25 protein-coding genes are annotated in these 25,001 nt (G+C 55.9%); 14 read left to right on the forward strand and 11 right to left on the reverse strand.

Annotated elements, in window-relative coordinates; all coding sequences use genetic code 11:
- Positions 1-15: 15 nt before the first annotated feature.
- The 4 genes from CRO87_RS01450 to CRO87_RS01465 all read left to right on the forward strand — a co-directional run bounded on the left by CRO87_RS01450 (position 16) and on the right by CRO87_RS01465 (position 4,681).
- A complete protein-coding gene (locus CRO87_RS01450) occupies positions 16-1,158 on the forward strand; it encodes an ABC transporter substrate-binding protein (protein WP_097161303.1) in 1,143 nt (380 codons plus the stop codon).
- Positions 1,131-2,666: an ABC transporter permease subunit gene (locus CRO87_RS01455; protein WP_097161150.1), complete on the forward strand. Its 1,536-nt coding sequence runs from the start codon at positions 1,131-1,133 to the stop codon at positions 2,664-2,666. Before CRO87_RS01450 ends, CRO87_RS01455 begins: the two co-directional genes overlap by 28 nt.
- Positions 2,666-3,298: an ATP-binding cassette domain-containing protein gene (locus CRO87_RS01460; protein ID WP_097161151.1), complete on the forward strand. Its 633-nt coding sequence runs from the start codon at positions 2,666-2,668 to the stop codon at positions 3,296-3,298. The genes CRO87_RS01455 and CRO87_RS01460 overlap by 1 nt, the downstream gene beginning before the upstream one ends.
- A gap of 75 nt (positions 3,299-3,373) precedes the next feature.
- On the forward strand, positions 3,374-4,681 hold the full coding sequence (locus CRO87_RS01465; protein WP_097161152.1) for a rhodanese-like domain-containing protein: 1,308 nt from the start codon (positions 3,374-3,376) through the stop codon (positions 4,679-4,681).
- Positions 4,682-4,749: 68 nt separating this feature from the next.
- Here CRO87_RS01465 and CRO87_RS01470 read toward each other — a convergent pair whose 3' ends face one another.
- Together CRO87_RS01470 and CRO87_RS01475 are read right to left on the reverse strand one after the other, a co-directional pair.
- Positions 4,750-5,361 carry a CDP-alcohol phosphatidyltransferase family protein gene (locus CRO87_RS01470; protein ID WP_097161153.1) on the reverse strand — a complete coding sequence of 204 codons (612 nt, stop codon included), beginning with the start codon at positions 5,359-5,361 and terminating at the stop codon, positions 4,750-4,752.
- Complete coding sequence (locus CRO87_RS01475; RefSeq protein ID WP_097161154.1) at positions 5,354-5,920, reverse strand: carboxymuconolactone decarboxylase family protein; 567 nt, start codon at positions 5,918-5,920, stop codon at positions 5,354-5,356. The genes CRO87_RS01470 and CRO87_RS01475 overlap by 8 nt, the downstream gene beginning before the upstream one ends.
- Positions 5,921-5,998: 78 nt before the next feature.
- Between CRO87_RS01475 and CRO87_RS01480 the strand changes: the two genes are divergently transcribed.
- A complete protein-coding gene (locus CRO87_RS01480) occupies positions 5,999-6,415 on the forward strand; it encodes a pyrimidine (deoxy)nucleoside triphosphate diphosphatase (protein ID WP_097161155.1) in 417 nt (138 codons plus the stop codon).
- Here the strand turns inward: CRO87_RS01480 and CRO87_RS01485 are convergent.
- Complete coding sequence (locus CRO87_RS01485; protein ID WP_097161156.1) at positions 6,375-6,650, reverse strand: DUF1496 domain-containing protein; 276 nt, start codon at positions 6,648-6,650, stop codon at positions 6,375-6,377. The genes CRO87_RS01480 and CRO87_RS01485 overlap by 41 nt on opposite strands.
- A 234-nt stretch (positions 6,651-6,884) precedes the next feature.
- Here CRO87_RS01485 and gdhA point away from each other — a divergent pair, with 234 nt between their 5' ends.
- Positions 6,885-8,228, forward strand: a complete 1,344-nt coding sequence (gdhA, locus tag CRO87_RS01490) for an NADP-specific glutamate dehydrogenase (protein ID WP_097161157.1) — start codon at positions 6,885-6,887, stop codon at positions 8,226-8,228.
- A 90-nt stretch (positions 8,229-8,318) separates the two neighbouring features.
- Here gdhA and CRO87_RS01495 read toward each other — a convergent pair whose 3' ends face one another.
- Both CRO87_RS01495 and selD read right to left on the reverse strand, forming a co-directional pair.
- Positions 8,319-10,250, reverse strand: coding sequence for a DNA topoisomerase III (locus CRO87_RS01495; protein ID WP_097161158.1), 1,932 nt, complete (start codon positions 10,248-10,250; stop codon positions 8,319-8,321).
- Between the two features lie 4 nt (positions 10,251-10,254).
- Complete coding sequence (gene selD / locus CRO87_RS01500; RefSeq protein ID WP_097161159.1) at positions 10,255-11,298, reverse strand: selenide, water dikinase SelD; 1,044 nt, start codon at positions 11,296-11,298, stop codon at positions 10,255-10,257.
- A gap of 257 nt (positions 11,299-11,555) precedes the next feature.
- Here selD and phoC point away from each other — a divergent pair, with 257 nt between their 5' ends.
- Positions 11,556-12,302 carry an acid phosphatase PhoC gene (gene phoC / locus CRO87_RS01510; protein WP_097161160.1) on the forward strand — a complete coding sequence of 249 codons (747 nt, stop codon included), beginning with the start codon at positions 11,556-11,558 and terminating at the stop codon, positions 12,300-12,302.
- Between the two features lie 45 nt (positions 12,303-12,347).
- Here phoC and CRO87_RS01515 read toward each other — a convergent pair whose 3' ends face one another.
- Positions 12,348-12,899 (reverse strand): NAD(P)H nitroreductase, encoded by a 552-nt coding sequence (locus CRO87_RS01515; protein ID WP_097161161.1) that lies wholly within the window; start codon positions 12,897-12,899, stop codon positions 12,348-12,350.
- Between the two features lie 163 nt (positions 12,900-13,062).
- On the opposite strand from CRO87_RS01515, the gene sppA reads away from it, so the two are divergent.
- The 4 genes from sppA (at position 13,063) to CRO87_RS01535 (ending at position 18,128) form a co-directional block, all read left to right on the forward strand.
- Positions 13,063-14,916 carry a signal peptide peptidase SppA gene (gene sppA / locus CRO87_RS01520; RefSeq protein WP_097161162.1) on the forward strand — a complete coding sequence of 618 codons (1,854 nt, stop codon included), beginning with the start codon at positions 13,063-13,065 and terminating at the stop codon, positions 14,914-14,916.
- A gap of 51 nt (positions 14,917-14,967) precedes the next feature.
- Positions 14,968-15,984: an asparaginase gene (ansA, locus tag CRO87_RS01525; protein ID WP_097161163.1), complete on the forward strand. Its 1,017-nt coding sequence runs from the start codon at positions 14,968-14,970 to the stop codon at positions 15,982-15,984.
- A gap of 9 nt (positions 15,985-15,993) precedes the next feature.
- A complete protein-coding gene (gene pncA / locus CRO87_RS01530) occupies positions 15,994-16,635 on the forward strand; it encodes a bifunctional nicotinamidase/pyrazinamidase (RefSeq protein WP_097161164.1) in 642 nt (213 codons plus the stop codon).
- 236 nt (positions 16,636-16,871) lie between these two features.
- Entirely contained in the window at positions 16,872-18,128 is a 1,257-nt protein-coding gene (locus CRO87_RS01535) for a glycoside hydrolase family 18 protein (RefSeq protein ID WP_097161165.1), read from the forward strand.
- A gap of 72 nt (positions 18,129-18,200) precedes the next feature.
- Here CRO87_RS01535 and CRO87_RS01540 read toward each other — a convergent pair whose 3' ends face one another.
- Both CRO87_RS01540 and msrB read right to left on the reverse strand, forming a co-directional pair.
- Complete coding sequence (locus CRO87_RS01540; protein ID WP_097161166.1) at positions 18,201-18,476, reverse strand: YeaC family protein; 276 nt, start codon at positions 18,474-18,476, stop codon at positions 18,201-18,203.
- Between the two features lie 42 nt (positions 18,477-18,518).
- A complete protein-coding gene (gene msrB, locus CRO87_RS01545; RefSeq protein ID WP_097161167.1) occupies positions 18,519-18,932 on the reverse strand; it encodes a peptide-methionine (R)-S-oxide reductase MsrB in 414 nt (137 codons plus the stop codon).
- 338 nt (positions 18,933-19,270) lie between these two features.
- On the opposite strand from msrB, the gene gapA reads away from it, so the two are divergent.
- Together gapA and CRO87_RS01555 are read left to right on the forward strand one after the other, a co-directional pair.
- Entirely contained in the window at positions 19,271-20,266 is a 996-nt protein-coding gene (gene gapA / locus CRO87_RS01550; RefSeq protein ID WP_097161168.1) for a glyceraldehyde-3-phosphate dehydrogenase, read from the forward strand.
- Positions 20,267-20,352: 86 nt separating this feature from the next.
- Positions 20,353-21,237 (forward strand): D-hexose-6-phosphate mutarotase, encoded by an 885-nt coding sequence (locus CRO87_RS01555; protein ID WP_097161169.1) that lies wholly within the window; start codon positions 20,353-20,355, stop codon positions 21,235-21,237.
- Between the two features lie 78 nt (positions 21,238-21,315).
- Here CRO87_RS01555 and CRO87_RS01560 read toward each other — a convergent pair whose 3' ends face one another.
- From CRO87_RS01560 to CRO87_RS01570, 3 genes are all read right to left on the reverse strand, one after another.
- Entirely contained in the window at positions 21,316-22,065 is a 750-nt protein-coding gene (locus CRO87_RS01560; protein WP_097161170.1) for a MipA/OmpV family protein, read from the reverse strand.
- A gap of 502 nt (positions 22,066-22,567) precedes the next feature.
- The gene (locus CRO87_RS01565) at positions 22,568-22,789 is read right to left on the reverse strand and encodes a DUF2188 domain-containing protein (RefSeq protein ID WP_097161171.1); all 222 of its coding nucleotides are present in this window, start codon (positions 22,787-22,789) and stop codon (positions 22,568-22,570) included.
- Between the two features lie 91 nt (positions 22,790-22,880).
- Entirely contained in the window at positions 22,881-23,591 is a 711-nt protein-coding gene (locus CRO87_RS01570; RefSeq protein WP_097161172.1) for a methyltransferase, read from the reverse strand.
- A 70-nt stretch (positions 23,592-23,661) separates the two neighbouring features.
- On the opposite strand from CRO87_RS01570, the gene CRO87_RS01575 reads away from it, so the two are divergent.
- Positions 23,662-24,624: a hypothetical protein gene (locus CRO87_RS01575; protein ID WP_141398652.1), complete on the forward strand. Its 963-nt coding sequence runs from the start codon at positions 23,662-23,664 to the stop codon at positions 24,622-24,624.
- Positions 24,625-25,001 lie beyond the last annotated feature (377 nt).

Raw genomic sequence — 25,001 nt, forward strand, 5'->3', positions numbered from 1 at the left:
AAACTTTCCCGGAGTATGTTATGGATGACGCTGCTGGCGGTGACCCCGCTTTCTTTTGCGTCCACCGAGTGGCAGCAGACAGAGAAGGAGGCCCAGGGGCAAACGGTGTGGTTCAACGCCTGGGGCGGCGATCCGGCGGTTAACCGCTATCTCGACTGGGTCAGCGGTGAGGTCAAACGCGACTATGGCGTTACCCTGAAAGTCGTACGCCTTGCCGATGCCGCCGATGCAGTGAAGCGTATTCAGACGGAAGCGAAGGCCGGGCGCAGCACAGGCGGCTCGGTTGATTTACTGTGGGTGAATGGCGAAAACTTCCGCACGCTGAAGGAAGCTAATTTGCTGCAAACGGGCTGGGCGCAGCAGCTGCCCAACTGGCGCTATGTGGACCTGAAAAAACCCGTACTGGAAGATTTTTCTGTCCCGACCGAAGGAGCCGAATCCCCCTGGGGCAGCGCGCAGCTGACGTTTATCGCCCGCCGCGAGCAAACGCCGCAGCCGCCAGAATCGCCTGATGAATTACTGAAATTCGCCAGCGTACATGCAGGCACGGTGACCTATCCACGCCCACCAGACTTCACCGCCACGGCATTTCTGGAACAGCTGCTTTTGACGCTCACTCCCCGGCCTGATGCGCTGAAGCAGCCGCCGGACGAAGCCACCTTCGCCGCCGTCACCGCGCCGCTGTGGGCCTATCTCGATAAATTGCACCCGTTACTCTGGCGTGAAGGCCGTGATTTCCCTCCGTCGCCTGCGCGGATGGACGCGATGCTTGCCAACGGCACGCTGCGCCTGTCGCTGACGTTTAACCCGCTGCACGCCAGTCAGAAAGTCACCAGCGGTGAGCTGCCAAAGGACAGCTACGGTTTTGGCTTCACCCAGGGGATGATTGGCAACGTCCATTTTGTCACTATTCCGGCGAATGCCCGGGCGACGGCTGGCGCGAAGGTGGTGGCGAATTTCCTGCTGTCGCCGGACGCGCAGCAGCGTAAAGCCGATCCTGCCGTCTGGGGCGACTCAAGCGTGCTGGATATGGGCAAGCTGCCGAAACCCTGGCCGGTTATGCAGCAGCAAGCCACGCCGCCGGTCCTTGCCGAACCGCACGCCGCCTGGGTTAACGCGCTGGAGCAGGAATGGCTGCGCCGCTACGGTACACACTAACAGGCCTGCTGTGGGCGGCCATGGGGCTGATTTATCTTCCCCTGCTGCCCGCCGCCGTTCAGCTTTTTGCCCCCGCCTTCTCGTCGATGTACTGGCAGGTGCTGTTGGACGATCCACAGCTCCCGCAGGCCGCGCTGGCCACGCTCATCTCCACGTTGATTGCCCTCATCGGTGCGCTGAGCATTGCCCTGTGCGTGGTGTCTGCCCTTTGGCCGTCACGGCTCTGGCAGCAGCTGGCCACTCGCCTTCCTTTGCTGCTCGCCGTGCCGCACGTGGCCTTTGCGAGCGCCGCATGGTTGCTGTTTGCTGAAGGCGGCTGGCTGTTTCGCCAGTTTCCAGGCCTCACACCGCCTGTCGATCGCTACGGAGTCGGCCTCGGCCTGACGCTGGCGGTCAAAGAGAGCGTATTTTTGCTGTGGACGATGTATGCCCTGCTGGGTGAGAAACGGCTGGCGGAGCAGAGTCTGACGCTTCGCAGCCAGGGTTTTGGCCGCTGGCAGTGTCTGGCCTGGGTTGTCGTGCCGCAGCTTTTGCCACAGCTGCGTATTGTGCTGCTCGCCACCACCGCCTGGACGCTGTCGGCGGTGGACGTGGCGCTGATTCTCGGCCCCGGTAATCCGCCCACGCTTGCCGTGCTCGCCTGGCAGTGGCTCTCCCAGGGCGATGAACTGCAGCAGGCAAAAGGGGCGCTGGCCTGCCTGCTGCTGCTTTTGCTACTCGCCGCGCTGATTCTGCTGGCTCAGGGGTTGTGGCGGCTCTATCGCACCCGAATACCTGATTTTCGCGGCATCCGCCATCCGGGATCATTTGTCCTGCCCGGTAAAGCGCTTGCCGTAATTCTCCCGCTTCTCAGCCTGCTCTGCGTGACGACGCTGGCCCTGCTGGCCAACAGAGAAATGGCGAACGCTGACAGCATCGGCAACAGCCTAGGGCTGGCGCTGGGCTCAACAATTATCGGCGGCGTGCTTTGCCTGCTCTGGCAGGAGTTTGGGGCAAAACGCTTTACCGCCTGGATTTGGCTGCCGCTGGTGTTGCCCGCGCTGCCGCTCGCCTCCGGGCAATATCAGCTGGCCCTGCTAAGCTGGCAGGATGGCGAATGGCTGACGGTGCTGTGGGGGCACCTGTTGTGGGTCATGCCCTGGATGCTGTTTATATTGCAACCGGCCTGGCAGCGTCTCGATCCCCGACTCACGACCATCGCACGAACGCTGGGCTGGGGCCGCTGGCGCTGCTTCTGGCGGGTGAAATGCCCGCTTTTACTGCGTCCGCTGCTGGCCGCGCTGGCGGTCGGATTCTCGGTCAGCATCACGCAATATCTGCCAACGCTCTGGCTGGGTGCCGGACGTGTCGCTACGCTCACCACCGACGCGGTGGCACTCAGCAGCGGCGGCAGCACGCCGATGCTGGCGACGCAGGCGCTGTGGCAGCTTTTACTCCCCGGCCTTTTTTTCCTGGCCATCGCGCTCCTGTTGCGCCTGGTGGGACACTACCGACAAGGACTTCGCTAATGCTGAAAGTGGATAATCTGACACTGCGGCTCACGCACGAAACGTTGCTCAGCGACGTCAGCTTTCAGGCCGACAACGGTGAGACCCTGACGCTGATGGGCGCATCCGGCAGCGGAAAATCCACCCTGCTTGGGTGGATGGTCGGCGCATCGGAGAGCAATCTCCACGCCCGTGGCGAGCTGTGGTTGAATGACAGACGCTGCGACACACTGCCGACGGAGGCGCGGCGCATCGGCATTCTTTTTCAGGACGCGCTGCTGTTTGACCACTTCAGCGTCGGGCAAAATTTGCTGCTGGCCCTGCCCGGCGCCGTGCCCGGTGGCCTTCGCCGTCAAAAGGCAGAGGCGGCGCTGGAGCAGGCGGGGCTGGGCGGCTTTTACGCCCGCGACCCTGCCACGCTTTCAGGTGGCCAGCGGGCGCGCGTGGCTCTGCTGCGTTCGCTACTTGCTGAACCCGAAGCTCTCCTGCTGGATGAGCCCTTCAGCGGGCTGGATGCCGTCCTGCGTGACAGCTTCCGCCAGTGGGTTTTCGCAGAGATTAAGCGGCGGCAGATCCCGGTCATTCTCGTTACTCATGACGTCGCCGACATCCCGCCAGAAGGGCGCTGCCTGCGCCTTGAAAGCTGGCGCTAAACTGCGCTAACGCAAGGTATTTCTTAAAACGGAGGTTCAGAATGGCGCTTCAATTTTCCTCTGACGGGCAATTCGATGAAACGTGTTTCTCAACTGACCGCGCTGGCCCTGCTGATCGGGCTTTCCTCCTCGGTTTCTTTTGCGGCTGATATGGCCTCTGCTCTTACCCTCAGCCAGCTGCAACAGCAGAAAGGTGTCGCCATTGATACGCGCCTCAGCGCGTTCTACAACGGCTGGCCTCAGGCGCTGAACGGGCCGGAAGGCCATGAACCGGCGGCGCTGAACCTCTCGGCAACCTGGCTTTCCGCGATGAACGATACGCAGCTTGCCGAATGGGTCAAACAACATAAACTCCAGCCATCCACGCCTGTGGCGCTGTACGGTGCGCAGAAAGATAACGCTGCGGTTGCGGAGCGCCTGCAAAAGGCGGGCATGACCCGCGTCAGCGTGCTCAGCGATGCCCTGACTCAGCCCGAACGCCTGCAAAAGCTGCCGCACTTCGAACAGCTGGTTTACCCACAGTGGCTGCATGATTTGCAGCAAGGGAAAGCGGTGACCGCTGCGCCGACAGGTGACTGGAAGGTGATTGAAGCCGCCTGGGGTGCGCCGAAATTTTATCTGCTGAACCACATTCCGGGCGCGGGCTACATCGACACCAACGACGTGGAAAGCGAACCGCTGTGGAACAAGGTTTCAGACGACAAGCTGAAAGCACTGCTGGCGAAGCAAGGTATTCGCCACGACACCACGGTGATCCTGTACGGTCGTGACGTCTACGCCGCCGCACGCGTGGCGCAGATCCTGTTGTACGCAGGAGTGAAAGACGTTCGCCTGCTGGATGGCGGCTGGAAAACCTGGTCTGACGCTGGCCTGCCCGTTGAACGCGGCACGCCTGGCAAAGTGAAAGCCGAGCCCGATTTTGGCGCAACCATTCCGGGCCAGCCACAGCTGATGCTCAATGAGGAACAGGCGCGCGGCCTGCTGCATCGCAAGGATGCATCCCTCGTGAGCATTCGTTCCTGGCCGGAGTTTATCGGCACCACCAGCGGCTACAGCTACATCAAACCAAAAGGTGAAATCGCCGGCGCGCGCTGGGGCCACGCGGGCAGTGATTCCACGCATATGGAAGATTTCCACAACCCGGACGGCACCATGCGCAGCGCCGACGACATCGCGGCGATGTGGGCAGAGTGGCACATTCTGCCCTCGCAGCAGATCTCCTTCTACTGCGGCACCGGCTGGCGTGCGTCAGAAACCTTTATGTATGCGCGCGCCATGGGCTGGCAGAACATTTCGGTGTACGACGGTGGCTGGTATGAGTGGAGCCAGAATGCGAAGAACCCGGTCAGCAGCGGCGAACGCGGCCCTGATTCAACACTTTAAGTTTTAATTTCCGAGTATTGCCCGGCGGCGATGCCCTGCCGGGCCTGCAAATTCAATGTCGTCTGGCATTAAAAACGTGACAATGTCACATACCCACTCCACACCCGCGTCAGCGTTGTCAGCCAGCACAGCGCGCCAAACACCCACGCCAGCCACGCAAACGCCTCAGGAAACAGGCAACTCAGCACGAACAGCGCGATCGTTTCCGTCCCTTCCGTTAAGCCGCCGAGGTAATAAAACGACTTATGCGCATAGCCGGGGTTGTCGATATTGTGCTTCGCCGCCAGGGCCGCAAAGGCTAAAAAGCTGCTGCCGGTGCCGATGAAGGCAAACAGCAGCCAGCCGCCCGCCAGCCCGTTCGCCAGCGGGTCGGCAAGAATAAAACCAAAAGGCACCAGCGCGTAGAACAGAAAATCCAGCGCGATATCCAGGAAGCCACCGGCATCGGTCAGGCCACGCCTTCGCGCCAGCGCGCCGTCCAACCCGTCGAGAAGACGATTAAGGACGATCGCCAGCAGCGCATGGAGATACCAGCCCAGCGCCAGCAGCGGCAGCGCCAGCACGCCAATCGCGAACCCGACAAGCGTGATGCCGTCCGGCGTAATGCCTGGCCTGTCGAGTTTCTCCGCCAGTTGGCCGAGCAAAGGTTTGATGCGGGGATGCAGGTGGCGATCAAGCATGGGGTTTCCTCTGCGCGTCGCACAGGCCCTGCGAAGGAATATCCAGCGCGGCATTAAAGCGTGCGGACAGATTCTGAAACGCCACAAGCGCAGTCATTTCACAGATAGCTTCGTCGTCATAGAAGCGTTTGAGCACGGCTTTTTGTTCATCGCTCACTTTCGGCGGCGTGGCGGTAACCGCCTCAGCGTAGTCCAGCGCTGCACGCTCCGCCTCCGTGAACAATGTGGAACTGCGCCACTCGGCAACCGCCAGCACTTTGTCCATCGCATTACAGCGCTGCGCCAGCCGCAGGCTGTTGGCATCAATGCAAAACGCACAGTCACACTGCTGTGAGACTCGGGTCATCAGCAGCGCGCGCAGCTCAGGCGGGAGGCGGGCTTTTTTCCTTTCCAGCCAGCCAACGAACAGCGCCACCAGCCAGAACAGGCGCGGCATTCGGCCCCACCAGCGGGTGGGGTTCAGCACGTCACCATAATGTTTCTTCTGCATTTTTACGATGGGCGCTAGCGAGGCGGGAAGATTTCCCAGCGGCGGCACCCAGGGTTGACGGTTTTTCACCCGATCACTCCAGTCCATCTTCTGATTTTTCAACGGCAGAGATAGTATGACACGCCCAATACTGGAACCTTGACCTCTATGCTGAAAACAATTGATGTGGTGGCGGCAATTATCGAACGCGATGGCCTGATTTTACTGGCTCAGCGCCCGGCGCATGCCGACCAGCCAGGAATGTGGGAGTTTCCGGGAGGAAAAGTGGAAGCCGGAGAATCCCAGCCCGAGGCGCTTGTTCGGGAGCTCAGGGAAGAACTGGGGATCCATGCCCTGCCCGCCGCATACGTGGCGAGCCATCAACGGGAAGTCTCCGGACGGATTATCCATTTGCATGCGTGGCACGTGCCTGAATTCAGCGGCGAACTGACCGCGCATGAGCACAGTGAACTGGTATGGGTGACGCCGGAATCTGCGTATCAGCGTGAGTTAGCCCCCGCCGACATTCCACTGCTCGACGCCTTTATTGCCTTACGCGCCGCCAGACCAGCGGGTTCGTGCTGATCGTTTTCTCGTCTCGCTGGCACTGCAATAAAACGCCATCAGCCTTCACCACGGCGCCTTCGCTGTAGTTCTGATCCTGATAGATGCAGCACTGGGAGCACGGCTGCGCACGCTGACCGCCGCTGCTGAACACTTCCGGTGGTACGTTCACCTCCACGCCAGAGCCATACCGTTCCGCTGCCTGTGCGCTGACGCCCGCCAGCAGTAACAGCCCCGCCATCAGATATCGTTTCATCGTCGTTCCTTTTTGCAAGTTCTCTGTTAACTATATCGGCCCGGGCTGCGTTTTCTTAAATTTTCGCCTTCATCGTTTTTTGTTATGACGACTCCGCCATTATAAGTTTTCCTGCCTGATTGAGATTTTTCCTTGCCTGCCGCTGCGTCAGCGGAGATAGTCGGGTTAACACACCTCGCGAAGAATAAACACACAAACATCATACCGTTATAGCCATAAGAGGAACTTATCGTAATGGAATCGACTCTCTCTCTGGAATCTTTCCTGTCTCGCGTGCAGCAGCGCGACCCGCATCAGCCCGAGTTTGCCCAGGCCGTGCGCGAAGTTATGAGCACACTGTGGCCATTCCTCGACGAAAACCCGCGTTACCGTCAGATGGCTCTGCTTGAGCGCCTGGTCGAACCCGAGCGCGTCATCCAGTTCCGCGTGACCTGGGTTGACGATCGCAACCAGGTGCAGGTCAACCGCGCCTGGCGCGTGCAGTTCAGTTCGGCGATTGGGCCCTTCAAAGGCGGGATGCGTTTCCACCCGTCGGTAAATCTGTCGATCCTCAAATTCCTCGGCTTTGAACAGACCTTCAAAAATGCCCTCACCACCCTGCCGATGGGCGGTGGCAAAGGCGGCAGCGATTTCGATCCGAAAGGCAAAAGCGAAGGTGAAATCATGCGTTTCTGTCAGGCGCTGATGAGCGAACTGTATCGTCATCTTGGCGCTGATACGGACGTTCCCGCGGGCGATATTGGCGTCGGCGCGCGGGAAGTCGGCTTTATGACCGGCATGATGAAAAAGCTCTCCAACAACACCGCCTGCGTGTTTACCGGCAAAGGATTATCCTTCGGCGGCAGTCTGATCCGCCCGGAAGCCACCGGCTATGGCCTGATTTACTTCACCGATGCGATGCTCAAGCGCCACGGCCTCGGCTTTGAAGGCATGCGAGTGGCGGTTTCCGGCTCTGGTAACGTCGCGCAGTACGCTATTGAAAAAGCCATGTCGCTTGGCGCACGTGTGGTCACCGCCTCGGACTCCAGCGGCACGGTGGTCGATGAAGCAGGATTCACTACTGAAAAACTGAAACGTCTGGAAGAGATCAAAACCAGCCGCGACGGACGCGTTGCGGACTACGCCCGTGAGTTTGGCCTGCAATACCTGGAAGGCCAGCAGCCCTGGGCCGTGCCGGTAGACATTGCCCTGCCGTGTGCGACGCAAAATGAGCTTGATGCAGACGCAGCCCGCGTGCTGATCGCCAACGGCGTGAAGGCTGTCGCCGAAGGGGCCAATATGCCAACCACCATCGCGGCGACGGATCTGTTCCTTGAAGCGGGCGTACTGTTTGCGCCAGGCAAGGCGGCAAATGCGGGCGGCGTGGCGACTTCCGGGTTAGAAATGGCGCAAAACGCGGCGCGCATGGGCTGGAAGGCGGAGAAAGTGGACGCGCGTCTGCACCATATCATGCTGGACATTCACCAGGCCTGCGTGGAATTTGGCGGTGAAGCGAAGCAAACCCATTACGTGCGCGGCGCGAATATCGCCGGGTTTGTGAAAGTGGCCGATGCCATGCTGGCTCAGGGTGTGATTTAAGAAAGAATCGCCCGGCGGCGTAAGCTTGCCGGGCCTACAGCACCGCGCGATCCCGTAGGTCTGGTAAGGCAAAGCCGCCACCCGACACTCTTACGACTCGGCTGGCGTCTCCGGTTTTTTCTTCCGGGCCTTACTGAACGTTTTCTTCTTCGACTCGCCGCCCGGAGCCACCAGCCCACGGAACTGCTTCACCGGCGTGCTGCGCGCCTGCTGAATCAAGTCAAACAGCGTGCCCACCAGCGGCTGCATGAAATCCTGATAGAGACACTGCTTTTCGCTGATTTTCGTCAGCACCGACTCCCAGTGCGCGGTCATGTCCGGGCGGCCCGCCATTTCCGGCAGGGAGTGGATCAGCGCCCTTCCGGCTTCCGCCGAATGGATGTAGCGCCCTTTTTTGACCAGGAAACCGCGTTTGAACAGCAGCTCGATAATGCCCGCGCGCGTGGCTTCTGTGCCTAATCCGTCCGTCGCACGGAGGATCTTCTTCAGGTCTTTATCCTGAACGAAGCGTGCGATCCCGGTCATCGCGGAAAGTAGCGTTGCGTCGGTGAAATGACGCGGAGGCTGCGTTTGTCGCTCCACCACTTCGCCTTTCTCACAGAGAAGCTCATCGCCTTTGGCAACCACCGGCAGCGGCGTGCCGTCGTTCTCTTCGTCACGCTCTTTGCTGCCAAGCAGCGTGCGCCAGCCTGCTTCCGCCAGGAAACGCGCCTTGGCGACGAATTTACCGTTGGCAATATCCAGGTCTATCTGGCACTTGCGGAACACCGCGTCCGGGCAGAACTGCATCAGATACTGGCGCGCCACCAGTTCGTAAACCTTCGCTTCGTTATCGGTCAGGTTCACCGAAGAACTGCGGGCCGTCGGGATGATGGCGTGGTGCGCATCCACCTTTTTGTCGTCCCAGCAGCGGTTGCGAATTTCAGTGTCGACCACCGGCTGCGGCAGTAAACCGGACGCGTGCACACTGATGGCATTCATCACCGCCTGGCGTCCGGCGAAATGTTCTTCCGGCAGATAACGGCTGTCGGAACGCGGATAGGTTATGAGCTTATGGGTTTCGTACAACTTCTGGCAGATATCCAGCACGTTCTGCGCACTGAAGCCAAACTTTTTGGCGGCTTCAATCTGTAACGCCGAAAGCGAGAACGGTAGCGGCGCGGGTTCAGAATCACGCTTGTCGTTGTACGCAGTGACAACTGCCGGTTGCCCGGCAATGCGCGCCACAACGTGATCGGCCAGGGGACGATGCAGCAGGCGCCCTTCTTCATCCTGATAGGGCTCGCAGGCTTCGCTGGGCTGCCAGGTCGCGGTGAAGCGCTCCTCGGCAGGCGTGACGATATGCGCTTTTACGTCGAAGAAATCTTTGGCGACAAAGTTTTCAATCTCTTCATCGCGCCGCACCACCAGGCCCAGGACCGGCGTCTGCACGCGCCCTACGGAGAGCACGCCCTGATAGCCCGCATTGCGGCCCAGCAGCGTGTAGGCGCGGGTCATGTTGATGCCATACAGCCAGTCTGCGCGGGCACGTGCCAGCGCCGAAACGCACAGCGGTATGAAGTCGTTGTTGGGGCGCAGGCGGGAAATAGCGCGCTCCACAGCCTGCGGGTTAAGGTCGTTGATCAGGCAGCGCTGAACCTGACGGCGCTTTTCCATCGGCATATTGAGGTAGTCGAGCACTTCATCCACCAGCAGCTGCCCTTCGCGATCCGGGTCACCGGCGTGAATGACTTCGCTGGCCTCACCGAGCAGGCGCTTGATCGCGTTCAGCTGTTTGGTGACCGACGGCCTCGGCTGAAGCCGCCACTTCTCGGGCACGATCGGCAAATCCATCAGGTTCCAGCGCGCGTAGCGGCTGTCGTAGACATCCGGCTGCGCCTGCTCGAGCAGATGGCCGATACACCAGGTCACCACCTGACCGTTGCCACATTCGATGTAGCCATCGCCACGGCGATGAGGCTTAGGCAGCACATCGGCAATGGCGCGAGCCAGGCTTGGTTTTTCCGCGATAAACAAGCGCATGCGGCTAACGGATCTCAATCATAGGGCGACCGCCGCGAGCGGTAACAAGTTCGCCGATGGCGGTCAGCGTGATGCCATATTCCGCCGCCGTGGCTTTGGTTTCGTTCTCCGCTTCCGGCAGCACCGCCAGCAGCAGACCGCCGGAGGTTTGCGGATCGCACAGCAGGTTACGCCACTCTTCAGGCATGCTGCCCATCAGGTGACCGTAGCTCGCAAAGTTGCGCGAAGTTCCGCCTGGCACCGCCCCCTGGGCGATGTACGCTTCCACCCCTGGCAGTTTTGGCACGTCGGCAAAGCGAACCTGTGCCTGAACGCCCGCGCCCTGACACATCTCGCTGAGGTGCCCGAGCAGGCCAAAACCGGTGACGTCGGTCATCGCTTTGATGCCATCAATGTTGGCGAACGCCGCCCCGGCGAGGTTCATCTGGCACATGACTTCCGTCGCCAGGCCTTTGTGCTCAGGCTTAAGCAGCGATTTTTTCTCTGCGGTCGTCAGCACGCCGATCCCAAGTGGCTTGGTGAGATACAGCTTACAACCCGCCTGCGCAGTGCTGTTTTTCTTCACGCGCTCTGTCGGCACGATACCGGTGACGGCGAGGCCAAAAATCGGCTCCGGTGCATCAATGGAGTGGCCGCCCGCCAGCGCAATGCCCGCCTGCTGGCAGGCAAAACGACCGCCTTCAATCACTTCGCGAGCGATTTCCGGCGCCAGGGTGTTGATCGGCCAGCCGAGGATCGCGATCGCCATGATTGGCTTGCCGCCCATCGCAAAAATATCGCTGATAGCGTTTGTGGCGGCGATGCGCCCGAAGTCGAAAGGATTATCGACAATCGGCATAAAGAAATCGGTGGTGCTGATAACCGAGGTGCCGTTACCCAAATCGTATACCGCCGCGTCATCGCGGGTTTCGTTGCCGACAAGCAGGTTCGGGTCGACAAACTTCGCCTGTTCAGAATGCAGGATGGTTTCCAGCACTTTGGGGGAAATTTTACAACCGCAACCGGCTCCGTGGCTGTATTGCGTCAAACGAATGGCTTGCTCGCTCATGGACATCTCCTGTCATTGCAATCCTGCTATGTTAGCGCCCATTTGCAGAGGTGATAAGTACGACAATCTGATTTCGCGCACTGTTGCTCATTAAGCGCGCGATTGAGTGTTTTAACCGCTGTCGGGTCATCACCCAATTCATTCACAAAATTTATGAATCAGCCGTTTTGCGAGTTACCGCACCCTTTTTCCGCGCCATTTATGACAGAAATGTGACAGCTTTCCCCCTGGACGATTTCAAACAATAAGGAACACTCATGAAGAAGAGTCTTTTGGCCTTTTGCGTCGCTGGCCTGTTTTCCGTCAACGCCTTTGCCCTGGTGCCTTCCGGCAACGATGCCACCACCAAACCTGACCTCTATTACCTGAAAAATGCGCAGGCTATCGACAGCCTCGCCCTGCTCCCGCCACCGCCAGAAGTCGGCAGCATTGCTTTCCTGAACGATCAGGCGATGTATGAGCAGGGCCGTCTGCTGCGCACGACCGAACGCGGTAAGCAGGCAGCGGAAGATGCCAACCTCAGCAGCGGCGGCGTGGCTAATGCCTTCTCTGGCGCGTTTGGTTCGCCAATTACCGCGAAGGACAGCCCGGAGCTGCACAAGCTGCTGACCAATATGATTGAGGATGCAGGGGACCTGGCAACCCGTTCGGCGAAGCAGAAATATATGCGTGTTCGTCCGTTTGCCTTCTACGGCGTGCCGACCTGCAACACCAAAGAGCAGGATGAGCTGTCGAAAAACGGTTCTTATCCGTCGGGTCACACTTCAATCGGCTGGGCGACTGCCTTGGTGCTGGCGGAAGTGAACCCGGCGCGGCAGAACGAGATCCTCAAGCGTGGATACGATCTGGGTGAAAGTCGAGTGATCTGCGGTTACCACTGGCAGAGCGATGTCGATGCCGCACGCATCGTGGGTTCTGCGGTAGTGGCCACGCTGCACACCAATCCTGAGTTCCAGCAGCAGCTGCAGAAAGCAAAAGAGGAATTTGCGAAGGGTCAGAAGTAATCTTCAGGATTCCCCCTCCCTTTGAGTGAGGGGGAAACCTGTTATTTAAAATCGAACCACAAACGGCGCGGTATCCGGCACGGATACGGTGGTAGAGGCTTTCAGCTGCGGGGTGCCGAGGTAGAGGAAGCCGACGATTTTGTCCTGCTCGCGGCACTGTAATCCGTCACGCACCACCGGGCTGTCGGTTAATGCGCCACTGCGCCAAATCCCGTTAAACCCTTGCGCCACTGCCGCCATTTGCATGGCCATCACCGCACACCCGGCGGACATCTCCTGCTCCCACTTTGGCACCTTGTGGTGCTCCTGGCATTTTGCGACAACGGCGATGATCATCGGTGCGCGGAAAGGTGCGTTTCGGGCCTTCTCAATCGCTTTTTCATCCTGCCCGGCCGCCTGAGCAGCTTTTTCCAGCAGCTGGCTGAAGCGCTCGCGCCCTTCTCCTTCGATGACAAAGAATTGCCACGGCGTGAGCGTGCCATGATCCGGCGCGCGCAGGCCCGCACGGAGAATATTTTCCAGCTGTTCAGCCTGGGGAGCCGGTTCAGCCAGACGGGAAGCGCTGCGGCGATTGACCAGTAAATCGAGTGCATCCATTGGAGGGTCTCCTGTCATAGTGTTTTCACAAAATTAACATGACAGCAGAATTTGTTACAGCGCCGGAGGCGATTCCTGCTGACAACCGTCGGCGGTGTCTTTAGGATAGCCTCACGTCGCGCCTTTGCGGGCGGACCTCTATTCATTCAGGCAGGGAGAAAACATGCGGACCCTTTGGCGATTTATTGCCGGTTTCTTTAAATGGACATGGCGCTTACTGAACTTTGTTCGTGAACTGGTGCTGAACCTGTTCTTTATTCTGCTGGTGCTGGTTTGCGTCGGCATCTGGATGCAGTTCAGCAGCTCCACAACGGAAAGCTCAGGCCGCGGTGCGCTGCTGATGGATATCACCGGCGTGGTGGTCGACAAGCCCTCGTCCACCAACAAATTTGGCGCCATAAGCCGTCAGCTTTTGGGCGCGAACTCCGACCGCCTGCAGGAAAACTCGCTGTTTGACATCGTGCAGACCATTCGTCAGGCCAAAGACGACCGCAATATCACCGGGATCGTGCTGGATCTGAAAAACTTTGCCGGGGGCGATCAGCCTTCAATGCAGTATATCGGCAAGGCGCTGCGTGAATTCCGCGACAGCGGCAAACCTGTCTATGCCGTGGGCGACAGCTACACCCAGGGCCAGTACTACCTGGCGAGCTTCGCCAACAAAATCTACCTCTCGCCGCAGGGCACCGTGGATTTACACGGTTTCGCTACCAACGGCCTGTATTATAAATCCCTGCTCGACAAGCTGAAGGTCACCACGCACGTGTTCCGCGTCGGCACCTATAAATCAGCGGTCGAACCGTTTATCCGTGACGATATGTCCCCTGCGGCCCGTGAGGCGGACAGCCGCTGGATTGGCGAGCTGTGGCAGAACTATCTGACTACCGTTTCTGCCAACCGTCAGACCACGCCGGAGCAGATTTTCCCGGGTGCGCAAGGCATGCTCGCAGGTCTGCGTAAAGTGGATGGCGATACCGCGAAATATGCGCTGGATAACAAGCTGGTTGACGAGCTGGCCTCCAGCGCGGACATCGAAAAGGCGATGAGCAAACAGTTTGGCTGGAGCAAAGCGGATAACGACTATCGCGCCGTCAGCTATTACGACTATTCGCTGAAAACCCCTGCGGACAAAGGTGCGAGCGTGGCGGTTATCTTTGCCAACGGCGCCATCATCGACGGACAGGAAACCCCTGGCAACGTCAGCGGCGATACCACCGCTTCGCAGATCCGCGACGCACGTCTTGACCCGAAAGTGAAAGCCATCGTGCTGCGCGTTAACAGCCCTGGCGGCAGCGTCAGCGCTTCCGAAGTTATCCGTTCTGAGCTGGCTGCGGCCCGCGCAGCGGGTAAACCGGTTGTGGTTTCGATGGGTGGCATGGCGGCCTCCGGTGGCTACTGGATCTCCACGCCTGCCGATTACATCGTCGCCAACGCCAGCACGCTGACGGGTTCTATCGGTATCTTCGGCGTGATCAACACCGTTGAAAACAGCCTCGATACGATTGGCGTGCATACCGACGGCGTGTCCACTTCTCCGCTGGCCGAGATTTCGATGACCAAAGCGCTGCCACAGGAAGTGCAGGAGTTGATGCAGCTGAGCATTGAGAACGGCTACAAGCGCTTTATCACGCTGGTTGCTCAGTCGCGCCACAGCACGCCGGAGCAGGTAGATAAAATCGCCCAGGGCCACGTCTGGACCGGCCAGGATGCGAAAGCCAATGGCCTGGTCGACAGCTTAGGCGACTTTGATGACGCCGTGGCGAAAGCGGCGGAGCTGGCGAAGCTCAAGCAGTGGCACATTGATTACTATCAGGAAGATCCGTCGCTGTTCAGTTCGGTCATCGACAGCCTGAGCGGCTCGGTGCGCGCCGCGCTGCCGGAAGCCTTGCAGGCTTACCTGCCCGCGCCTCTGGCCAGTGCCGCAAGCGTAGTGAAAGCGGAAAGCGATAAGCTCGCCGCCTTCAATGACCCGCAGAACCGTTACGCATTCTGCCTGACCTGCGCTAACATACGCTAATTCATATCCCCTCTGACGAGGGGATTTTTCTATCTGGTTCAGTCACTCATCATGCAAAAAAAATCAATCTACGTAGCCTATACCGGCGGGACCATCGGGATGCAGCGCTCTGAACAGGGCTATATTCCTGTTTCAGGCCATCTACAGCGTCAGCTGGCGCTGATGCCTGAGTTCCACCGCCCCGAGATGCCGGACTTCACCATCCACGAATACGCCCCGCTGATGGACTCCTCCGATATGACGCCGGACGACTGGCAGCATATCGCCGAAGATATTCAGGCGCACTATGACGAATACGACGGCTTCGTTATCCTGCACGGCACTGACACTATGGCGTTCACCGCCTCGGCGCTCTCCTTCATGCTGGAGAATCTCGGCAAACCGGTTATTGTGACAGGGTCACAAATTCCGCTGGCGGAGCTGCGCTCGGACGGCCAAATCAACCTGTTGAATGCGCTGTACGTGGCGGCAAATTATCCGATTAACGAAGTAACGCTGTTCTTCAATAATCGCCTCTACCGTGGGAACCGCACCACCAAAGCCCACGCCGACGGCTTCGATGCTTTCGCCTCACCTAACCTGCAGCCGCTGCTGGAGGCAGGGATCCATATCCGCCGTCTGGGCACCCCACCCGCACCGCACGGCACCGGAGAACTTATCGTTCACCGCATTACGCCGCAGCCAATTGGCGTGGTGACCATCTACCCGGGTATCTCCGCCGACGTGGTGCGCAACTTCCTGCTCCAGCCGGTGAAGGCGCTGATCCTGCGCTCTTACGGCGTCGGCAATGCGCCGCAGAACGGTGAGTTTTTGAAAGAGCTGGCTGAAGCCAGCAATCGCGGCATTGTGGTGGTCAACCTGACGCAGTGCATGTCGGGCAAGGTCAATATGGGCGGTTACGCCACCGGCAACGCCCTCGCCCATGCGGGCGTGGTCAGCGGGTTCGATATGACCGTGGAAGCGACGCTGACCAAGCTACACTATCTGTTAACGCAGGGGCTGGATGTGGATGCCGTGCGCACCGCCATGCAGCAGAACCTGCGCGGTGAATTGACGCCTGACGAATAAGGAGCAACGATGGACGCACGAGCGCTGTTACTGGTCGATCTCCAGAACGACTTTTGTGCCGGAGGCGCGCTGGCCGTAGCGGAAGGTGACAGCACCGTGGACGTGGCAAACGCGATGATCCACTGGTGCCTGGTGCGCGGCGACGCCATTGTCGCAAGCCAGGACTGGCACCCGGCGAACCACGGCAGCTTCGCCAGCCAGCATGGCGTCAAGCCTTACGCGCAGGGCACGCTCGATGGTCTGCCGCAAACCTTCTGGCCCGATCATTGCGTGCAGAACAGCGAAGGCGCAGAACTGCATCCGATGCTGAACTCGCAGCACATCGACGTGGTGTTCCCCAAAGGCGAAGCGGTAAATATCGACAGCTACAGCGCGTTTTTTGACAACGGTCATCGGCAGAAAACCGGCCTTGATGCATGGCTGAAGGCACAGAAGGTTTCCGAGCTTATCGTGTTGGGCCTTGCCACAGATTACTGCGTCAAATTCACCGTGCTGGATGCGCTGAAGCTCGGTTATGAAGTGAACGTCATTACCGACGGCTGTCGCGGCGTCAATCTTCGACCGCAGGACAGCGCGGAGGCGTTTATGGAGATGGCAGCCGTTGGTGCCACGCTGTACACACTGGCCGACTGGCAGGAAACGCAGGCCTGATTTTCTGCTATCGCCGGGCGGCACTGCGTTTGCCCGGCCTACGAGATCGAGTGATTTTGTAGGCCCGGTAAGCTTCAGCGCCACCGGGCTATAGCCGCCCACAACCCCCTCATTTTTCTCCAATTTGAACCCTTCTCGCAGTTTTAGCGCAGCGGCAGTGCTACGCTGCTTTGGCTGTTTTTTCGTCACGCCGCGTTGTGTGGCGTGTTTATTTTTTAAGTCAAAGAGGAAACTGTATGAAGCTAATGCCTGTTCTGGCAGCCTTACCCCTGCTCTGCGCACCGTACGTTTTCGCGGCCGATATGATGTCCGTCGGCTACTTCAACGGCGGCGGTGACGTGACCGCCGGTCCCGGTGGCGATATCGACAAGCTGGACGTGCGTCAAATCACTCACCTTAATTACTCTTTCGGCCTCATCTATAACAACGAAGCGGGCGAAACGAATGAAGCCCTGAAGGATGCCAGCAAGCTGCATCAAATCTGGCTGTCGCCAAAAGTGATCGCCGACCTGAAAAAAATCCCTGAGTTACGTAAGCAAAACCCGAACCTGAAAGTATTACTGTCGGTGGGTGGCTGGGGGGCTCGCGGCTTCTCAGGCGCGGCGGACGGTAAAGAGAGCCGTGAGATCTTTATCCGTTCAGCAGGCGATATTGTGAAAACCTACGGCCTGGACGGCATCGATCTCGACTGGGAATACCCGGTTAACGGCGCATGGGGCCTCGTCGATAAGAAACCTGAGGACAAAGACAACTTTACCGCCCTGCTGAAGGAGATGCGTGAAGCATTGCCGAAGGAGAAGCTCGTCACCGTTGCGCTGGGCGCGAATGCGGAAAGTCCGAAAAGTTGGGTCGACGTGAAGGCCATCGCGCCGTATCTGAACTACATCAATCTGATGACCTACGACATGGCCTACGGCACGCAGTACTTCAACTCCAACCTGTATGACTCCAAACAATGGCCTACGGTGGCGCAGGCGGATAAATACAGCGCCGATTTTGTGGTGAACAACTACCTGGCCGCCGGACTGAAGCCCCAGCAGCTGAACCTCGGAATTGGCTTCTACGGTCGCGTACCGAAGCGCGCCACCGAGCCGGGCATCGACTGGAACAAGCCAGACGCACAGAAGAACCCGGTCACACAGCCTTACTTTGGCCCGACGGAAATCGCGCTGTTTAAATCGCTCGGATTCGACCTCAGCAAAGATACCTACGTGAAGTACAACGACATCGTCGGTAAGCTTATCAACGACCCGCAGAAGCGCTTTACCGAACAGTGGGACAACGAGGCGAAGGTGCCGTGGCTGGCGCTGAAGTCAGCTGACGGAAAGAATCTGTTTGCGCTGTCGTACGAAAACCCACGCTCAGTGGATTTGAAAGCCCAGTATATCAAGGAGAAAGGCCTCGGCGGCGCGATGTTCTGGGAGTATGGTGCGGATGACAATAACCAGTTAGCGAAGCAGCTGGCGACGTCGCTTGGGATTAAGCACAAATAAGAGGTTGGGAGGGGGTTCTCCCCTCTCCCTAACCCTCTCCCCAAAGGGGCGAGGGAACCGTTCTGAGCAGAATTAAAGCTTCACCGTCGCGATCGGCTTCGGCGCAATACCGAAATCCTCTTTCAGCTGCTGCTTACTCTTCATCACCATCTGCCCCTGGGTGTCGATGGTCATGTGCTGCGCGTCGGTGTTGTTTCGGGCCTGCCACAGCATCACCAGCTGCAAACAGTTCTCTTTTTGCTCCGGCGTTAAGGCAACGCCGTCCGGCCATTTCCCCAGCTCAACGGCGGTCGCCAGACGCTGGTAAACTTCCTCTGTCATGCCGTCGATCATTTGTTCAATATTCACCCTCAGCTCCATTGTTCAGGAATAATTTGCTGAATCGATTTTTCAACCTTTGGTTTGCTCGCCGTTTTGCTCATCGGTGAAGCTCAGCGAGGCAGAATTTACGCAGTAGCGCTCCCCTGTTGGCTGCGGGCCGTCCGGGAACACGTGGCCGAGATGTGCGTCACAGTTTCCGCAGCGGATCTCCGTGCGCTGCATGCCGTGGGAGTAGTCGTTCAGGTAGCGGATAGCCGTATCGCTGACGGGCTCGTAAAAGCTCGGCCAGCCGCAGCCAGAGTCGTATTTGCTTTCGGCGGTAAACAGCGCGGCATCGCACACCAGGCAATGATACACGCCGTCACGCTTGTTATGCAGCAGGCGGCCGGTGAACGGCGGCTCGGTCCCGTGATTCTGCGTCACGTAGAACTGCATTTCGCTGAGCGAGCCTTTCAGCTGCTCCGGGGAAGGTTTGTCGGTCATGGCTCACATCTCGCTATAAAAAGGGACCACTTTCGCCTCGATTCTAACAAAACATTAACAATGAAGTGCGAACTTTTGTTCTAAACTTATCCGGTGCGAAAAGGCAGCCAGAGAATTGTGACCAAAGTCACACTTTAAACTCCAGTGACCTTTAAAATTTCCGCAGCAGGCCCCATATGGATGTTGGCCCAATGGATGAGTGAGGCAGTCAGCCGTGCAAAGGTTGTGCAGAGGATTGATTTGTCGCAATGATTGACACGATTCCGCTTGACGCTGCGTAAGGTTTTTGTAATTTTACACGCAACCTTTTATTCACTAATAAATAGCTGGTGGAATATATGACTATCAAAGTAGGTATCAACGGTTTTGGCCGTATCGGCCGTATTGTTTTCCGTGCTGCTCAGGAACGTTCTGACATCGAAATCGTTGCAATCAACGACCTGTTAGACGCTGACTACATGGCTTACATGCTGAAGTACGACTCAACTCACGGTCGTTTCAACGGTACTGTAGAAGTCAAAGACGGCCACCTGGTTGTTAACGGCAAAACTATCCGTGTTACCGCTGAGCGTGACCCGGCTAACCTGAAGTGGAACGAAGTGAACGTTGACGTTGTTGCTGAAGCAACGGGTCTGTTCCTGACCGACGAAACCGCTCGTAAGCACATCACTGCTGGCGCGAAAAAAGTGGTTCTGACTGGTCCTTCCAAAGACAAAACTCCAATGTTTGTTAAAGGCGCTAACTTTGACAAATACGAAGGCCAGGACATCGTTTCCAACGCATCCTGCACCACCAACTGCCTGGCACCGCTGGCAAAAGTTATCAACGACAACTTCGGCATCATCGAAGGTCTGATGACTACTGTTCACGCGACCACCGCAACTCAGAAAACCGTTGATGGCCCGTCTCACAAAGACTGGCGCGGCGGCCGCGGCGCAGCTCAGAACATCATCCCTTCTTCTACTGGCGCAGCTAAAGCAGTAGGCGTTGTTCTGCCAGAGCTGAACGGCAAAATCACCGGTATGGCGTTCCGCGTTCCAACTCCAAACGTATCCGTTGTTGACCTGACCGTTCGTCTGGAAAAAGCAGCGTCTTACGAAGAAATCAAGAAAGCCATCAAAGCCGCTTCCGAAGGCGCAATGAAAGGCGTTCTGGGTTACACCGAAGATGACGTAGTTTCTACCGACTTCAACGGCGAAATCTGCACTTCCGTGTTCGATGCTAAAGCGGGTATCGCACTGAACGACAACTTCGTGAAACTGGTTTCCTGGTACGACAACGAAACTGGCTACTCCAACAAAGTTCTGGACCTGATCGCTCACATCTCCAAATAAGTTGAGATGAGAATCTGATCCAAAAAGGCGACTTCGGTCGCCTTTTTTTATGGCTTTACGTTACGGCTCACCATTAGGATTGCACCATGATTAACAAAATTTTTGCTCTCCCGGTCGTTGAAAATCTTACCCCTGTCCTCTCCCGCCGTCAGCTTGATGATTTGGCGCTGATCGTTGTCGATCACCCTCAGGCGAAGGCCTCTTTTGCACTGCAGGGCGCTCATCTGCTCTCCTGGAAACCGGCGGGCGAAGAAGAAGTGCTGTGGCTCAGCAACAACACGCCATTTAAGAACGGTGTCGCCCTGCGCGGCGGCGTACCAATCTGCTGGCCTTGGTTTGGCCCAGCGGCTCAGCAGGGCCTGCCTGCTCACGGCTTTGCCCGTAACCTGCCGTGGACGCTGAAAGCACATAATGAAGATGACAACGGCGTGGTGCTGACCTTTGAACTGCAAAGCAGCGAAGAGACGAAGAAGCTGTGGCCGCACGACTTCACGCTGTACGCGCGTTTCAAAGTCGGCAAAACCTGCGAAATGGAGCTTGAAGCCCACGGTGATTTCGAAACCACCTCTGCCCTGCACACCTACTTCAACGTCGGTGATATCAGTGCAGTGAAAGTGAGCGGCTTTGGCAATCGCTATATCGACAAAGTGAAGAATGCGGAAGAAGGCGTGCTGGCTGATGGCGTGCAGACCTTCCCGGACAGAACTGACCGCGTGTACCTGAATGCTGAAGCCTGCAGCGTGATCCACGATGGTGCACTTAATCGCAATATCGATGTGGTTCACGGCCATCACAGCAACGTGGTTGGCTGGAACCCGGGCCCGGCGCTTTCCGTCAGCATGGGCGATATGCCAGACGACGGCTACAAAACCTTTGTTTGCGTGGAAACCGCCTGCGTGACCAAACCGCAGAAAGCCTCTGAGGAAAAACCGTCTCGTCTCTCCCAGTCGATTCGCGTGGCTAAGCGTTAATCTCTCGCACCATCACATAGCAAAACAGGGCGTTTCCGCCCTGTTTTATCGCACTCTGCGCACCATTACGGTGCATCATCAGAAGCTGTAGGTGATCCCGGTAGACAGCAGTCCGGTCCAGGTCTTGTCGACCATTGGGCTGTCGGTCACTTCATCCGAAAGACGTGTATAACGGCCAACGCCGTATACGGCCCAGTCATCCGTCAGCTTATAGCTCACCGAAAGCTCTACGTACGGGTTCCAGCCGTTCTCCGGATCGTAGCTGCGCAGGCCGCTTTTCCGTGACTCGTTTTTGGAGACGCCATAGTAGTATTCGTTTTGATTCTCGCTGTTCCACTGAACGCCAATCCCTGGAGTGACCGTCAGCTTGCCCGCGTTGTAGCGGTAAAGCCAGGCGGTGTCCCAGGTGATGCCGTTACTTTTATCCAGCGTGTCGCCTGCAAGCGTGGTGCGCAGGAAGCCGTACTGGGTAAAGTGCATATACGACAGGCCAGCCATCATCGTTGACTGACGACGATCGAGCTTGCGCAGCTGATTGTTGTCGCTGTCGCCTGGCTTGAAGTACAGCGGCGACCAGTAAGCGGTGATGGAGAGCTTATCGGCCTTATCATTCCAGAGGTAATAACCGCCGCCAAGGCCGTGGAACCAGAAGTTCTCGCTTTCATAATCGATAGCCGGCACCGGATAATAATCAGTGTGATACTGCTTATACGGATGGCCGACCACGCCAACGCCAGCTCCCAGCGTTAATTTGCTGTCTTCAGCGTGTACAACGGTGGCTGCTGTTGCGAGGAGCAGGCCCGTTGTAAAAAGTTTAATTGTCTTCACGTTGCATATCCCTTTCAAAATACAAGCGGCTGAAGTTTACCCGCCCGCCCCGCTTACCTCAAATTCTTTACTTCCACTGACGTTGATTAACCCGTCAGCCTGCCACCTATGTATGACACTCGGCTTGCAGCTGAATGACGGCCCGATGAAGCCCTGAAATTTCTTCATCTTTAAGTCGCGGTATTTTTTGATGAGTTATTGATATGTCATTGAAATTGACTTTTCCTCACATGCAAGTTTTCCAAATGCCATCTACGCTTAAATTCAGAAGGTGTAAACGCGTGGCACGTTTACCACAGCCTGCCTAGCAACCTGGCATAAGGGGTGCTGGAATGAAGGTAAGAGCGTGAGTGAGCGTCGTTCCGCTTACCCCTTCCGGGAGCCTCTATTACATATACGAACGGCTCTCATCCTGTGCTAAAAAACGAAAGGACGCATACATCTATCAATGGGAACATTTGAATTTGCGTAAAAAAAGAGGCCACATGGCCTCTTCTGTGTATCAACCCTTTGGCGGGAAGGGATCATTCCCGTAAGAATCTCTCTCACGTATCTGTCCATCACGCCCATGAATTAACAATTCACTTTGTTGATGGCGAGCTATCTCACGAGCCGCTTCTATGGCTTTAGCTTGCGTTGAATGTACAGAAGTTGCTCGTTCATTACCTTCACCTTTTACAGCCCATCCATCAGGATGTGTTACTACATGTTGGTTTTTACCCATCTAAGTTACCTGCTGTGTGAAATACACCATATGGTGTCATTATTAATTATAGATACTATATGTAGCATTGCGTTTGTGCGGAATCAGATTTTTAATACTCAACAATAACCACCTCACACACAACGCTCGTTCCGTGCCATTCGTCCTTATAGATTGAAGTATCGATACCGCATCCCGGCTCAAGCGACCATCCCGTATCGTTAACAAACTTCTTGTACTTCGCAGAATCCCTACGCTCGTAGCAATGTACACCACTGTACTGAAACCCTGCTGAACCTTGTGGTACGATCCATACGCCATAAGGGGCTAATGTCGCTCCATGTGTGATCACCTTGTACTCAAATTCACTACCCGTATAACGGCCTGTAATGGCTTCTGAGGTTTTGATCTTACCAAATCGTGGATTGCCATAGACCACATCGTAGCGTTCACTGGTGGAGTACTGGAGAGCGTCACCAACGAGCCATTCAGCCTCTGGAAGTACCCTTTTCCCAATCATGACGTATTCTGGATTCAGTTCTACGCAGGTAATGTGTTCTAGTCGGTTGCGTTGGTACTGATCGAATGACAACCGCCCTATCCCGGCACATAGTTCAATGCAGCGTCCTGTACACCCGGCATCAATGATGAAATCCCATGAGAGCATTTCGAGTGTTACGAATGCACCAGTAGCCCCAACGGCATCCCCGGCGTAGTTCTGAAGGATGAATTCTTTTTCATCGTATGTGAGTGACTTATCGGAATAGACAAGACCCAGTACTTGTTGATGTAGTTTTGTTTCTTTTTTTGTCAGTTTTGCCATAAAATACCCTTGTACAATTTCTGTGCTGGTATTTATGGAACTATAAAAATCTTAGTAGAGGTGAATTAGCGTGAGTGCAATAAAAATAGGGTGCAGTAATGGGATTGTTGGGACACAAATGTTCTCAAAAAGCAAACATGGTGATGCAACCAAGATTGAAATCATCAATACCGGAACATTTAAGTCGTACAAAATCCCTTCCGTTATTGTATTTTGCGAGGACAAAGTTGCAGAAGAACTAATTATTAACGCCCTTAGTCATAAAGAAAAAAATGTTGGATCTTTTAAATTCAGAAGATGTGGCTCTTGGACCAACATAATTATATCTTTAGCTGGATGCATTCTCTACTCGCAGGAGTTAATAAAATCAGGGAATTCAAAGGTATTAGAGGTAGTAGGCGTTATTGATGGCGATATCAATGATAATGACATATCACAAGTAATATCAGGTACCTTCGAAGGCGAATTCATTCCCGAACAATTGCAAGAAATCACTCGTTTAATAAGTAATCACATCATAAGCTTTAAAATACCAACCGCAGTCTTATCTAAAAAGAATATTAAAGGAAAACCAGAATTAAATTTAAAAAACATGGTGGATGAAATTACTTCGGACATGGTAAGGGAGCCTTCTAAAAAAAGAGTGAACGACTTGTGCGGCTTTTTAGAAAAAACAAAAGACGATGAGCTTAAAAGAAATATTGAATTTGAGCTCAATGACATCTATAAAGAGCAAGAAGAAACCCTCAAAATAATTAAAATATCCAACGATATTATTTTTCATGAAAATGATGGGATAATCAATTATCATTCTTACTTCAAAAAACTTCAGAAGAAAATTGGTGATGTTTTTTATAGAAGTTACAGCTTCACCCATCAGCCTATTTATCTGGTCTATAGAATAGTTTCCAAATACAATAAAAACCGCTGGGAAGAATATATCAATCCAGTAATTGATTTTTTAGTGTCTGCTCAAAAAAGACAAACTCAGTCTTTTAGTCATCATACTTTTAACAATACTAAAATAGATTAAGTAAAAGCCCCACAAGGGGCTTACTTAACTTCCACCGACCATAATTAATAATACTTGCATGAGTTATCCCAATGGTACTTGAATCACAACAATTCCAAAGATAGTCAGTACAGGCACGATAATCCAATTATAAAAAATGATGTTACCATCTGGTGCAGTACCATTCAGCATTATCTCACTCGTAATTTCACCATAGTGTTCTGCAAAATTCATATTATCCCTTTTTTATAACAAACCATCCCTGTATACCTGCAAGAACAAGTCTTGCCCCCTTCTCTGCCTCTGAGTACGGGGAATACGGTTAATGAAGTACTGGTACGTTCAATAATCCTGTATATTTTTTATGATTCGTAAACTGGATTAGCTCACCAACTGCC

The organism is Enterobacter sp. CC120223-11 (assembly GCF_900215375.1).
Classification (GTDB): Bacteria; Pseudomonadota; Gammaproteobacteria; order Enterobacterales; family Enterobacteriaceae; genus Scandinavium.